The sequence below is a fragment of the Paraburkholderia sp. BL17N1 genome (genome assembly GCF_003634175.1).
Lineage (GTDB): Bacteria > Pseudomonadota > Gammaproteobacteria > Burkholderiales > Burkholderiaceae > Paraburkholderia.
In genome coordinates, this window is sequence record NZ_RBIW01000001.1 from 4,165,663 (window position 1) to 4,179,374 (window position 13,712).

Genomic DNA, 13,712 nt, shown 5'->3' on the forward strand with positions numbered 1-13,712 from the left:
AACTCATACGGTCTGGTAAGCATTGCTAACCTGTTTAACCGAAGTAACCTACTTAAAAAAATAAACACTATTGATCTACTTAACCTTCTTTCTACTGCTGCTACGCCACTACCGCTAGGCGGCGGTATCGACGATCTGCCGCCCCATTACCGTAAGCGTCAGCATGCCTCCCGGTCTGCGAACCAGGCCAGCCTCCAGCAGACGTGGCACCATCTTCGACACAGCCGCGTAGCTGACTCCGAGCGCCTGCGCTACCTGGTTCTGCAATCCGGCGCCGTTCGCGATCGCCCGCAGATAAGCCAGTTGCTCGTCCGTGACCATCGCGTCGGCATCACATATGAAGCGGAATTGCAGATCTTCGCCGAGACGCAGCATGAACCGGCTGTCCGCTATGTCGCGACCGGTCATGTGAAGCACGCGCCGGTCGTCCGCTTCCTTGCGAAGTACGAACAGCGCATCGGCACCGCCGGCTACCGCAGTGCTGCCGCCGATCTGCGAATACACGTCGCCGAGATCGCTCTTGGTGGTGTGACCGACGCAGACAATCGACATTGCCCGTTCGTTCGCTTCGTGGGCGAGCCACGCCAGTTCTTCGCCCTCCTGTTCGTACTGGTCCTGCCTCTTGTCGAGCGGCGGGCGGAATTTAGGCCAGGTATCAGTGACGAGCATTTTCACCGGCATCCGGTCGAGCGCAGCCGTTAGCGCGTTGCGGTTGCCGCGTCGCCACTCGAAAGTCCACGCGAGATTCGGCACGTGCGCTGTGTCAATGCCTGCCTGCTGAAGCCGGTCATGCACACGCCAGCGCGCGTTTTCCACATCGATATACCAGCACCGGCCCGCATCCACATCCCGGCCCCACAACGGCTGGCCACTCGCCACCGCGACAGTCATTTGCAACGCGAGCAGTGACTTGCCTTGTTTTGGCCGTCCAGCGAGATAGGTGAGCCCAGTGGGCAGCAGGCCATCGATCACGAATTTCGGCCGCGTGGGCGGCGCCGCAAGCAGTGTGTCTGTCATCACGATTTCCGGCTCCCATATCTCGATGGTCTTGCCGCTGGCATCTGGCATCTGCCCGTTCGCTTTCGCGATTGCCTTCGCTGCACGCCGCTGGGCAACCTCACGCTGTTCGCGCCGGTTGCCGTTACACTCGATCTGGGTCGCGTACCACGCTGCATCAACCGAACCCGGTACGTCGCGTTCAGCATTCATAGTTCACCCCGCGCAGCACGACGCTCGACGGCCTCTCGCAAACAGACGCGGGCATGTTCCTCAATCCAGTCGCGGTGCTCGATCCAGTTGGCTTCGCTCATACAGGCGCGGCAGCTTTGGAGTTCACGTCCAATCAACTCTTCGAAGTACTTCCGCAGCGATTGCGTCGTCCAGATGCGCGGCTTGTCCGGACCATGCGTGACGCCTGTTGTGTTCGACCTCCCGTCCGACGTTACTTGAGAGCCCGCTACCTGGCGGACGCTTCCGTCCCTGGCGTTCATGCCGCGCCGCCGGCGGACGGACGGGTCGCTTTCATGGTGTGCTCCCGCCTGAGCCGGTCGCCAGGACCTGCCGGATCTCGCCGACTTTCCATCGCGTCGAGCTTCCAAACTTGTGGGGCTGCGGCAACAGGCCGAGTTCGACGCGCCGCCAGACGGTTGAGACTGATACACCAAACAACGCGGCGACCACCCTGACACCGACAAGGCCGGCGCCAGGCATCTCGTCAAAGCAGGTGAGAGCAGGCGGGAGAGTTTGTGGCTTCATGATGTACGCGCTCCGTATGGTCTGGCGCGATACAGGAAACCCTAGGTCCAGTCGCGCCGCGCTAACGTGAAATAGCACAAGGCGATATGAATATAGACTCGCAAAGATGGCCGTTCTGCCAGTTGGCAAATGTTGTTGCCAACTGGCATGTCACTCAACGTTCAAGCAGCGATAGGCCCGCGCTTATGCTGTTACGAACGCTCGTCGAACTCATTCCGCGTGTGTTCGCATCGGGAAGTGCTTCCATGATTTTTGCAACGGCGTCACCGATCTGCTTTGCGTTCGGTTTCCCGCCACGCCTGTAAATACCGGCCTTTTCCGAAAGCAATAGCGCCAGCACACCAATCTGCTTGAGCAGCGTCTCACGCTCCCGAGCCCCGATCGTCACTGACGTGGCCGGCATTGGCGGCGATGCCACTAGCGCAAACAGATCCGCAGATGCAATCTGCAAATCGGCGCTCGGTGCGGGTAACTCAATGTCCGCGATGAAGTTGCTTACATCGAATGACGCTGGGTCGCTGTTAGGGAGGCGCCGCACCAGCTTGAGGATCGTCTCTCCGTCGTCATCGTAGACGAGATGGCCATAGAGCAAATGGATCGAGCCGTGCTGGGCATCGGCACCGGGCCCGGACACCAGATCGCTCCGATCAACGTTAGCGAATCGGTGCCGCCCGGTCAGCACACTCACGGTTTCGTCGCCATCGAACCAGACCTCGCTGCCGCGTTTGAGCAACGCAAGCTGGTCCGGCGAAGGTTTTTCGATTAACGGGAAGAATGGATTTTGCGATGGATCGGTGAAATAGATGCATCCCGGATTTATCCGCACGGCATAGCGACCGCGTGCGTCAATCCACGCAGTCAGCTCGCCCGCGTTGATACGGTCAAGCACGTCGCGCTCGGTAATGGGCTCCTCGCACATGCGCTGAAGGAGTGCTGCGGCTTCCGCCACCGTATACCACTTCTTGAAGGAACTCATCGTCTGGCCCGCGCAGCTGCCCTGTTAGGGGCGCCATCGAGGCGGACAGGGCAACTCCGCCACGGCGCTTAAGAACGACAGCGTAGCAGGGTTGCCGCGAACCTGGGTGCCACCGCGCGCGACGGCTTGCGCCGCACAACGACAGCCGCTCAAGTCCCCATTCAGGCCGCCTGTTCCAGCGGCAGCACCGTTGCGGGCTGTGCGAAGGGTGCGTCCAGGAATTCGGCCCACTGCTGCATCAGTGGTATCCGCGCCTCAAAATGGCGCGTGCGTTCGTAAGCCTTCTGCACGTCACCGCGCGAGTCGTGAGCCAACACGGATTCAGCCACCCGCTCTGACGCGCCCGCGCTTTCGGTCAGCCAGGTCCGTAACGAGCTTCTCGCACCATGAACCGTCAGTTCCTCGCGCGCATATCCAAGGTCCCGCAGCAGGTCGCGCAACACGGTGCCTGTAATCTCCTTGCCCTTGACACTATCGAAGAGCCTGTCGTCGGGCCTGTGCGAACCCGGCAGCCGGCGCAGCAGGTCACAGGCGGCGTCGCTCAATGGCACCGAGTGGGCGCGCCCGGCCTTCATCCTGGTCTCAGGGATGTTCCACACCTTCGCGGCGAGATCGACCTCACGCCAGGTTGCGCCAGTCGCCTCGGCGCTGCGCGCGCCGGTCAGCACAATGAACGCCATCGCCTTTGCTACCGGGCCGCTATTCGAACGCAGTTTCTTCATGAAGGCGGGCATCGCCTGCCACGGCAGCGCAGCCCGGTGTCCCGCTTTTGCCAGCACTTTCGGCAGCAGGTTTTGCAGGTGATTATCCCAGCGAGCAGGGTTCTCCCCCGCGCGATGACCACCCGAGGTGGCCCACGCGAGGATCGCTTCGAGGCGGGTTCGCAACTGCACGGCTGTCGGATTTCTGGTGAGCCAGATCGGTTCAAGCACGCGAAGGATATCGCCTGTCTCGATCTCCGAAACATCGAGACGGCCTATCGGCTGATCGGCGTACAGCCGGATCGTACTGCGCCACTGCTCCGCGTTCGTCGGGCTCCAGCCGGCTTCGCGCAGTTCGATATATTTCGCCGCCGCCTCCCTGAAGGAAAGACGGCGCTCCTGCGCGCGCTGCGCCGTTTTGCGGGCGTGCTGCTTCTGGCCCAATGGATCGATACCTGCCGCCTTCAGACGGCGCGCCTCGGCCGCCTTTTCGCGAGCCTCGCTCAGCGAGACGGTGGGATACCCACCCAGGCCCATCTCGCAGGATCGCCCGCGCAACTGGTATCGATAAATCCATGACCGGCTGCCGCCACGCGCGACTTGCAGGTGCAAGCCGGCGCCGTCGGGGTGATAGCCCGGCTTGGTGATGGTCCTGACGGCGACGGCTGTGAGGCGGTGGATGCTGCGCATCTTGTTCGTTCCGGAATCAAAATCTGCGCAACTTTACCCCCAAATTTACCCCCATGCAAACGTGCGATGAGTTGAAACGACATGGGTCAGATTGATACGAAAATCTGGACATAAATCTTGTTAAATCAATGCTTTATGTGTCTCGTGTCGCCTCATTTGAGAGCGGGCCGTATCACGCTTGTATTTGCGGCGGCAAAGAGAAGTAAGTGCTGCCCCGCACAGCAATGCTCTCAACTTAAGCTCCGCTGCATCAAGCAAGTTTGTACGCGAGATGGAAGTGGGGCTTGGCTTTTCTGGGTGGTCTTGGATAGGAGCGTGAGGGCTGTATCCGGCATCGGGTCTGTTGGATCATTTCCAGCACACCGGCGAGGCCGTCTAGGCAGCGCTGGATGCGCAGAAGACACGCGCCGAGGATGGGCTTGAGTGCGCCCAGTGCATACACACGGTTAGGACGGCTGGCATGTCTGTCGTCGTGCGGCGCATCGAGATCGCTGAGCAGGGTGAACAGGTTGTCGGCGAGGATTTTTGCGCCGAAGTCCTGCTGTAACGCCAGGTAATCGAGGCCTGTGACGGCTTCCAGCCGCAGCCGGTGCTTGAGTCGTTTGAACGCTTCCTCGACCCGCCAGCGCTGGTGATAGAGCGCGCCGAACGATGCCGCCGGATAACGCCCGCCATCGAGCAGCGAGGTCATCAGCACCCGCACGCGACCGCCCGGCGTGACGTCGCGGATCAGGCGAACAGTGGTGGGCGTACGCGCCAGTTCATAGTCGCGGGCATCCAGTTCGCCGGGCGCGTCCAGTGTCACCACACGCTCGGCTTTACCGCTGCGGGCAAAGGCGCTGACGCATTTCCAGTTACGCGCATCGACGCGCATGCAGAACGGGATTTCGCGCTGTGCGAGTGCGGCCACCATCGCGTTGCCGATATAGCCGCGATCGAGCAGCAGCAGGTCGGTATGCGGTTGCAGCACATCGAGGGCTTCGAACAGCATCTGCCGCTCGCCGCCGTCGGCGGGATGAAGTGCAGCGTGCAGGGTCAGTTCGGAACCCGGCAGGAATAGCGCAAACGCGTAGTGATCGGCGCGCAGTTCATGGCCGCGACGCGTGCCCACACGCAGGCGGCTGCCATCAGCGGCGACCAGCCTCAGGCCGTGCCAGCGCATCGAATCGATATGGGGTTGGGCCAGCGAGATCAGGCGGGCGCGGGCCAGCTCGAACAGTTCGGCAGACACGCCCCGTCGCGCCTTGCTGAAGGCCTGTGCGCTGACAGCGCGGGTGCGCCCGCCGCGGCTTCCCAGTGCGCCGAATAGCGCGTCAAGTTCGGCCTGCACACTGGCGCACATGCCCGACATCATCAGCGCGGCCATGCGCGGCAAGGTCAGTGTGCGATTGCGGGTAAAGGCGGTGGGAGAACGACGCACGCGATCGGCGAGCGCCGGATCGAACAGGAATTCGGAGAACTCAGCCAGAAGCCTTGAGGACGCTGGTATTTGAGTTCATATCGTTGATTTATCAGTGAGTTATGCGATGAAGTTTACAGGGCTAACGCCCTGTATACAAGCCCTTCGAGGCTTAAGTTGAGAGCATTGCCCCGCACAGGGGCAACGCTAATAGACCACAAACAAATCAAGAAAAGGCCAACTCCAAAGACCAAAAACCAAAACCCTAAAGCCTCTGCCCCACAGCAAGCTCAAAAACCCTCGCCCATTGCCGAGCCTGCCTCTCATCCCGCATGGGCAAAACCCAAACCTGATGCTTAGGATCCTTGACTTTCAAGACAACCTGCCACTGCGCGCCAGGCCGCTGCACCTCCGCCCCTAGCAGGTCGGCAAAAATATAGGCCCCCTGCTCCTGGCCCAACCGGATCTCACAAAGCCGCTTATCGGCAGCGAGCCGCACGCCCCCCCAACTCCCCTTGAGTTCATGAGTCCAATCTCCGTCACGGACGTTGGAAGCCACTTCCTTGCGACGCCGCAACCAATAAGCGAAAGCGGCAATCAGCAACAAACCCACCAGCACAGCAACGCCAACAGCAACACCCAACCCAAAATCCGCCTGCAAGGCATCAAACGCCCGCACCGCCCCATACCCCAGCGCGATCAGCGCAATCAACGCAACGAGAATCGGCATCGCAAGCTCACAAGAAAAAACGCAGCCTAGCACGAGCGGTGCTCGCCGCTCGCCGCAGGAACACCGCAAAAAACCATTGCGAAAATTGCGCGGACGCGCCGCTTGACCTCAAGGCTGCTTATGCGCCGCCGCCCAATCCTTCACGGCCTTCAGCGTATTCTCGACGTGCTTCTCCGGCGAGAGGCTCGTGTACTCGTAAATGATCTTGCCATCCGGCGCGATCACATACGACACGCGATTCGCCATCGACGCATGCATCGGCATGCCAGCGTCGTATTGGCCGATCACCTTCGAATCGGCATCGGCTGCCACCGGGAATTTGCTGCGGCACTCGCTTACCGAAAACTTCGTCAGTGTGTCGATGTCGTCGTGCGACACGCCGATCACCGTCGCGCCATACTTCTTGTATTCGTCGACCGCTTCGGCGAACTCGTGGGCTTCGATCGTGCAGCCCGTGGTGAAGGCCGCCGGATAGAAATACACCACCACCGGTCCCTTCTTCAACTCGTCGGCAAGCAAATAGGTGTAAGTCTTGCCGCCCAACGAAGCCTGCGTGGTGAACGACGGCGCCACGTCGCCCGGCTTGAGAGTCGCCGAGGCGGTTAGCGAATGCATGGCGAATCCCACCGACACGGCGGCGGCCAGTGCCGCCGATATGAATTTCTTCTTCATCTGCTTTTCTCCAGGCGTGGATGCACGCGGTTCGTCCAAAGAACCCAGGGCCGCCGCGTTCATGAGAACGCCGGCCAACTCCGCTATTGGACCACGTACTCACAAGGTACGTAAGAACCGGCCTGAAGGATGCAGAAGTCGCTGACATGAACGCGCCACGGCATGCACACTGAAAGCCCGCGACGGCGCCGCCCCGCCCGTCAGACGACCGCTTCCTCGATATGCGCGCCGAACCAGGCCGCGGCCGACAGGTTCAGCTCGGCCAGCACGTCGGGCGTAAAGGCCACGAAGCCGGCCGGCGCATCGGGGCCCAGTGCGATCGATGCCGCGTCGACGCCCTCGCCCGCCGCCTCGGCCAGCCGCAGCAAGGTGCCGAGTTCGCCGCGCCTCGACACGATCGCCTCGCGAATCTGCGGCGCGAGGCTGAGCTTCTCCAGCACCGCACCCGGCGTGCTGCCCAGCACCACATGGATCAGCGAAAAGATTCCGGTCATGAAGGCGGCATCGGCGAATTCGTCGTCGGCGGGACGCAGCCACGCCGCGGCCAGTTCCATGAAACGCGAGCGCGTGCCCGCCAGTTGCACCAGAGGATCGGCGCGCCACGGCAGCTCGCCGCTGTCGGCGTACAACAGCAGTTGCGCCCAGCGCGCGATCTGCCGTGTGCCGGTGGCAATGATCGCCTCGCGCAACGACGCGATATTGCGTCCCAGCCCGAATGCACCCGAATTGACGAGGCGCAGCAACTGCACCACCACGCTCGGGTTCAGCTTGAGTTCCGCTTCGAGTTCGACGATACCGGCATCGCGCGACAGCAACGCCAGCAGGCGCATCAGGCCCGGCCGCAGCGAACGGTTGCGCGGCGCGGCCAGCACCTGCGGCCGCGCAAAGAAGTAGCCCTGAAACAGATCGAAGCCGAGGTCCCGCGCGAGCGCGAAATCCTCGCGCGTCTCGACCTTCTCCGCGATCAGCGTCTTGCCCTGCCCGCGCACCAGCGACGCCAGCTTCGGCAGCACGGCGCGGTCGGTCTGCAGAAAGTCGATCTTGACGATGTCGGCATGCGGCAGCGCGCCGCTCAGCTCGTCGGACAGTTCGCTCACGTCGTCGAGCGCCACCTGAAAGCCGGCGCGGCGCAACTCGCCCAGACGGCGGACCAGTTGCGCGTCGAATTTCACGGTCTCGAGGATTTCGAGCACGAAGCGCTCGGGCGGCATCAGATGGACGATGTCGTTGAACAGCAGCGCGCGGTCGATATTGACGAAACCGCGATGCGGGCCCAACACCGTCGGCACGCCGATCCCGCCGATCGCCCGCGCCACCACCTGCGCGGTCGCCTGGGCGTCGTCGGTGACTTCGGCGTAGTTATGCGCGCCGGCTCGAAACAACAATTCATAAGCATTCAGCGCGCCGTCGCGATCGAGGATCGGTTGACGGCCCAGATACACGAATTGCGTGGCGGGCCACGGTTCAGCGCCGTCGGCAGCTGCGTCGAGCACCTCGTTATGCCGGGCAGTGGCCTTGGCTTGATGGCGTTCAGACATGGAGCATCGGGGGAAGTCTTCGGTAAGCTACGCAGCAGCGACGTCTCAGCCGGTACTGCACAACAGGTTTGTCCTATTAACGGACGTCGCACAGCCGCACTTTAACTGAATCGTTCCCGCGCCGCCGCCAGGCCGTGCAAGCGTTTCCTTACCGGATGTTTTTTGCGCCGGGCGCTAAAGATTTCGCCGCAAAGGTCGTTATCTCGCTCTGATGGGGCGGCGTGATACCTCCCGACCGCCCCGATTGGCGGGCAGGTGAGCCGCCCGCCTGCAGACGAATACAGGTTGCCAGCGATAAACATGGAAGCGAACAGGATCACCGCGCCCCGCCGGGGCTCCTTGCGCACGGTCATGGACCGGCTTCGTGCGTTCGGCCGGCGCGTGGACGGCAAACCGCAGGCGGCCGCAAGCCGCGCTGCGCAACTGGAACAGGTGGTCGGCGCCGTCGACCTGCTGGCGCACGTCGACGACGAACTGCGCTTCATCTATGTGTCCGAAGCCAGCCTGCGCTTCATCGGCTATCACCGCGAGTATCTCGAGACCATCACGCTGCACGACCTCGTGGCGCCGGCCGACGTGCCGCGCCTCGACACGCTGCTGACGCGCGCCGCCGTCTCGGGCAACGTCGAGAAGGCCACGCTGAGCCTCATCAAGTCGCTGACTTATCCGATCACGGTCGAGCTGCGCGTGGTGCGCAGCAGCCACGACGGCACCGCGGGTTATGCGATCGCCGGCTTCGACGTGTCCGCCTGGCGCGCCACCGAAGAACGTCTGACCCAGGCGCTGCATCTGGACCGCCTGACCAATCTGGCCAACCAGTCGGCGCTGATTCCGGCGCTCCTCGACGCCCAGCAGCAAGCCGACGCGCACGGCACGCCGGCGGCGCTGCTGCTGCTCGACCTCGACGACTATCAGCGCGTGAACCGCGCGCTCGGCTACGATGCCGGCGACGAAATGCTGCGCGACACCTCGCGCCGCATCCTGAACATGACGAGCCCGAGCGAGACCGTGGCGCGCGTGGCCAGCGACGAGTTCGCGATTCTCGTGAAGCCCGCCGCCAGCCGCACCGACGCGGCGGCCGCCGCCGAAACGCTGGCGCGGCGCCTGTTGACCGCGATCCAGCAGCCGTATGTGTTCAACGGCCAGCAGGTGCATCTGTCGGCGAGCATCGGCATCGCGCTCTATCCGGACGTGCGCCACGCCAACGACACCGCCGCCCACGACACCCATCTGCTGCGCTGGGCCGACCACGCCCTCCTGCAGGCCAAGGCGGCCGGCGGCAACACGCTCGCCTTCTACGTCCCCGACGACAACCCCGCCGACGCCGAACGCCTGAAGCTGGAGGCCGACCTTTACGACGGCGTGCGCAACGGCGAGTTCTCGCTACACTTCCAGCCGATCACGAGCAGCCGCACGCACGGCGTGGTCGGCGTGGAAGCGCTGATCCGCTGGCTGCATCCGGTGCATGGGCTGGTGCCGCCGTCCATGTTCATCCCACTTGCTGAGTCGATCGGCCTGATCAACTTCCTCGGCAACTGGGTGTTGAAGGTGGCCTGCATGCAGTTGATCCAGTGGGATGCGAAGGGCATCTCCCTGCAATACGTGGCCGTGAACGTGTCGCCGCAGCAGTTTCGCGATCCGCGCTTCAAGGACTCGGTGCGCGAGGCGATCGAGTTGACCGGCATCGATCCGCGCCGGCTCGTGTTCGAGATCACCGAAAGCCTGCTGATGCACGACCCCGCGCATGCGAAGGGTCTGCTCGAAGAACTGACCGCCATGGGCATTCGCTTCGCGGTCGACGACTTCGGCACCGGCTATTCGAGCCTGGCTTACCTGCAACGCTTCCCGCTGGCCAAGCTCAAGATCGACAGGAGTTTTGTCGAGAATCTGCTAACCTCCCGGAACGATCAGGCAATCGTTAGCGCCGTCGTGGGCCTCGCTCAGACACTGGATCTCGAGCTGGTGGCCGAGGGCGTCGAAACGGAAGCGCAGCGCGCCCTGCTCACCGAGATGGGATGCGACCACATTCAGGGGTGGCTCGTCTGCAAGGCGCTGCCCTCCGACGAACTCGCGCAGCGTTTCGAAGCGCGCACGCTTCATTTGCATAGCGCCTAGCCATGCAGGCGAAGCGCTCATGTCGTGAATCATGCAGCGGAACAAGCCGGTCTCTGGCCGGCGTGGCACTCATTGGAACATGTATGGCTTTGGCGGGACTCACATGGTAAAGGCGGCGGTGCTCGACCGGCTCTGGACACGAATGAGCGAGCGCGGCGATTTCCCCATGCTGTCGCAGTCGCTGCGCTCCACCATGGCGGCGATGAACAATGACGACCTCGACTTCACCGGCCTCGTGCAGGTGGTGTTGTCGGACTTCGCCCTCACGCAAAAAGTGCTGCGGCTCGCCAACTCCGCGATGTACATGGCGTTTGGCGGCAACATCACGACTGTGTCGCGCGCGCTGATGGTGCTCGGCATGGACGCGGTCGGCCATCTCGTGGTCGGCCTGAAGATCGTCGATCACTTTCATCACAGCGCGCCGCGCCGCATCGACGCGAAACTCGAACTGAACCGCACGCTGCTCTCGGGCTGCGTCGCGCGCAAGCTGACCGAGCGCGGCGATCTGCGCGCCGGCGAAGAAGCCGTGGTCTGCACGCTGATGCGGCAGATCGGCAAACTGCTGGTGGTGTTCTATCTCGACGCCGAATGGGACCAGATTCGCCGCCATATCGACGACGGCGCGCTCGAAGCCGATGCCTGCGTGCTGGTGCTCGGCGTCACGTTCGACGAAATCGGCGCCGAAGCCGCTGTGCGCTGGCGGCTGCCCGACATGATCCGCTCCGGCATGGGCGAGTTCGACCCGCAAGACGTCACACAGCCGCGCCAGGTGCAATGGCTGCGCGCCATCACCAATTACTCGACGGCGGTCGCCGACGTGCTCACCCAGCAGAACATGCCGGACTGGGAGCGCGAGGAACGCATCGCCGAACTGGCCCAGGAATATTGCGGCGCGCTGAACACTGATCCCGAAGTGCTGCTCGAAATGAGCGTGGCGCTCGCCCGCGAAGAAGGCGGCGACGGCGTGATGCGCGAAATCGTCGAGTTGCGCGCGAATGCGGATGCGATCGCGCGCGAGGCGCTCAATCCCGAGGCGCGTATCGCGGTGGGCGTCGAAGATCTGCGCGGGCTGCCGGCCGGCAGTCCGCTCGCGCCGGCGCTGGCGATGGCAGCGGAAACGCTGCTGGCCGGCCTCGGCTTTGCGCGCACCGTGGTGTTCGTCAAGCACAGCAACGGCACCTTCAAGGCGCGCCTCGGTCTCGGCCCGAAGATCGACGCCGCGTTGCCAAAACTAACGTTCAATACCGCCTTCGAGCCCGACGTGTTTCATCTGGCGATCGCGAACTCGGTGGGCATATTCATCGAAAACGCACGCGATCCAAAGATGGTCGCGCGGCTGCCCGAATGGTTCCGCCGCTCCTTCGACGACGCCCGGGCCTTCGTGCTGCTGCCAGTTGTCGATGAAAGCGACACCACGGTGGCGCTGCTCTATGGCGACTGGTCGCATAGTCAGGAGCCACGGCGCATCTCACAGAAAGAGATGAGCGTGTTGAATGAACTCGCCAAGGAGTTAGGCCGTTTTTTCGGCCTGGGGCAGATGCGGGAAATGGAGATGATGTGAAGACCTGGCGTGATCGTTGATCACGACGCTTCACTCTCACCTGTTCTGTGTTTGCCCGACGCCAAGTTGAAATTGAGCCAGTCCCGCCGGGACCGCCGCGCCTGACATGCAGCGGTCTCCGGCTGAATCGCTGAACTCAATCCTCGATTCTTTCCAGACCTTGCGCGCTGCGGTCCGCGACACCGGCCCACGCGCCGGCCACCAGACCCAGTTCCGCCACCTCTTCCACCGTCAACGGCTGCAAGCGTTCACACAGCGCGCCGATCTCATCCCACGCGCCGCATTCGAGCGCTTCGACCGCGCTCAGCAGCAACCCCAGCACGCCCTGCCGATGCAGAATGCCCGCCTGGATCGGACGCGACAACGTCAACACGTTCAAGGTGCTTTCGAGCGAGCCGCCGAACACCGCGTCGACAAATGAAAATACGCCGGTCAGGAACGCCGCGTCGGCTTCGTCGCGGCCGGCTTCGGGCAGACGCTCGATCGCCAGTTCCATGAAGCGCGCGCGGGTCGCGGCGAGTTGCAGCAAGGGGTCGTCCTCGAGCGCGACCTTGCGGCCGTCGGCGTAGAGCAGCAGTTGGGTCCAGCGCGCGATGCGGTTGGTGCCGGTCGCGTTGATCGCTTCGCGCAGTGTCGTGACCTTGTGGCCGACCGCCAGCCCGCTCGAATTGGCGAGCTTCATCAGGTGCATCACCAGCACGGGGTTCAGCTTGAGTTCGGCTTCGAGCTGCGCGACGGTCGGATCGCCCGAGAGCAGTTGCAGCAGGTTCAGCAGCGCATGGCGCGGCGCGCTGACACGGCGCGTCGCCGAGTTCTGCGCGCGCGCGAAGAAGTAGCCCTGAAAGCGGTCGAAGCCGAGTCCATGCGCCGTTTCGAAATCGGCCTGCGCGTCGATGCCCGAGGCGACCAGCAGCTTGCCCGCCGACTTGAGCACGCTCGCCAGTTTCGGCAGCAGCGCGCGCGGCGCGTGCATGAAATCGATCTTGACGACTTCGGCGTAAGGCAGCAGTCTGGCGAAGCCTTCGTTGGGCTGGGTCACCTCGTCGAGCACGAAGCGATAGCGCCGCCCATGCAAATGGACGATACGCGCCACCAGCGCCTCGTCGATCTCGATGGTGGGCACCAGTTCGAGCATGAAGCGCTCGGCGGGCAAGCTCAGAATCGCGTCGTCGAAAAGCATCTCGCGGCTGACGTCGACATATGCAGGATGTCCGGTCAGCGCACCGCGCACATTGCCCTGAAGCAGGCCGTGAAGGATGGCTTGCGCCACACGTTGCGCCGGATCGGGCGCGCGGTGCGATGATGCGCCGGCATCGCTGCTCTCATGCCCCGCGGCATGTGCGGTGTCCGCCGTCTGCGCGGACCATTCCGGTGCGCGCACCTTGATCTCGTAGCCGCACAGCATGCCGTCCCGATTGAGAATAGGCTGCCGCGCGAAACTGGCATTCAATTGCGCATTGTCCGTTGCACCCGCGTGGCCCGGATTCTCGACTGCGATGGTGGTCATTGCACTCCCCCGCTAAGCGCCGCCCCGGCGCTGACTGCTGTATTTTGATTTTCGCCGTACCGCTAGCG

At 63.1% G+C, this 13,712-nt stretch carries 10 protein-coding genes; 2 read left to right on the forward strand and 8 right to left on the reverse strand.

Annotated elements, in window-relative coordinates; genetic code table 11:
* Positions 1 to 114: 114 nt before the first annotated feature.
* The 7 genes from B0G82_RS18715 to B0G82_RS18755 all read right to left on the reverse strand — a co-directional run bounded on the left by B0G82_RS18715 (position 115) and on the right by B0G82_RS18755 (position 8,461).
* The gene (locus B0G82_RS18715; RefSeq protein WP_121308407.1) at positions 115 to 1,209 is read right to left on the reverse strand and encodes an AAA family ATPase; all 1,095 of its coding nucleotides are present in this window, start codon (positions 1,207 to 1,209) and stop codon (positions 115 to 117) included.
* Positions 1,210 to 1,909: 700 nt separating this feature from the next.
* The gene (locus B0G82_RS18730) at positions 1,910 to 2,731 is read right to left on the reverse strand and encodes a hypothetical protein (RefSeq protein WP_121308410.1); all 822 of its coding nucleotides are present in this window, start codon (positions 2,729 to 2,731) and stop codon (positions 1,910 to 1,912) included.
* Positions 2,732 to 2,892: 161 nt separating this feature from the next.
* Positions 2,893 to 4,122 carry a site-specific integrase gene (locus B0G82_RS18735; RefSeq protein WP_121308411.1) on the reverse strand — a complete coding sequence of 410 codons (1,230 nt, stop codon included), beginning with the start codon at positions 4,120 to 4,122 and terminating at the stop codon, positions 2,893 to 2,895.
* A 250-nt stretch (positions 4,123 to 4,372) separates the two neighbouring features.
* Positions 4,373 to 5,611, reverse strand: coding sequence for an IS4 family transposase (locus tag B0G82_RS18740; RefSeq protein WP_347237521.1), 1,239 nt, complete (start codon positions 5,609 to 5,611; stop codon positions 4,373 to 4,375).
* A gap of 175 nt (positions 5,612 to 5,786) precedes the next feature.
* Positions 5,787 to 6,251: a hypothetical protein gene (locus B0G82_RS18745; RefSeq protein WP_121308412.1), complete on the reverse strand. Its 465-nt coding sequence runs from the start codon at positions 6,249 to 6,251 to the stop codon at positions 5,787 to 5,789.
* Between the two features lie 108 nt (positions 6,252 to 6,359).
* Positions 6,360 to 6,923 (reverse strand): peroxiredoxin, encoded by a 564-nt coding sequence (locus tag B0G82_RS18750; RefSeq protein ID WP_116142318.1) that lies wholly within the window; start codon positions 6,921 to 6,923, stop codon positions 6,360 to 6,362.
* Between the two features lie 200 nt (positions 6,924 to 7,123).
* Positions 7,124 to 8,461: an EAL domain-containing protein gene (locus tag B0G82_RS18755; protein WP_121308413.1), complete on the reverse strand. Its 1,338-nt coding sequence runs from the start codon at positions 8,459 to 8,461 to the stop codon at positions 7,124 to 7,126.
* A 351-nt stretch (positions 8,462 to 8,812) separates the two neighbouring features.
* On the opposite strand from B0G82_RS18755, the gene B0G82_RS18760 reads away from it, so the two are divergent.
* Together B0G82_RS18760 and B0G82_RS18765 are read left to right on the forward strand one after the other, a co-directional pair.
* Entirely contained in the window at positions 8,813 to 10,576 is a 1,764-nt protein-coding gene (locus B0G82_RS18760) for a sensor domain-containing phosphodiesterase (protein WP_199730110.1), read from the forward strand.
* 103 nt (positions 10,577 to 10,679) lie between these two features.
* Positions 10,680 to 12,137, forward strand: a complete 1,458-nt coding sequence (locus B0G82_RS18765) for an HDOD domain-containing protein (RefSeq protein ID WP_116142325.1) — start codon at positions 10,680 to 10,682, stop codon at positions 12,135 to 12,137.
* 136 nt (positions 12,138 to 12,273) lie between these two features.
* On the opposite strand, the gene B0G82_RS18770 is transcribed toward B0G82_RS18765, so the two are convergent.
* Positions 12,274 to 13,644, reverse strand: a complete 1,371-nt coding sequence (locus B0G82_RS18770) for an EAL domain-containing protein (protein WP_116142326.1) — start codon at positions 13,642 to 13,644, stop codon at positions 12,274 to 12,276.
* Positions 13,645 to 13,712 lie beyond the last annotated feature (68 nt).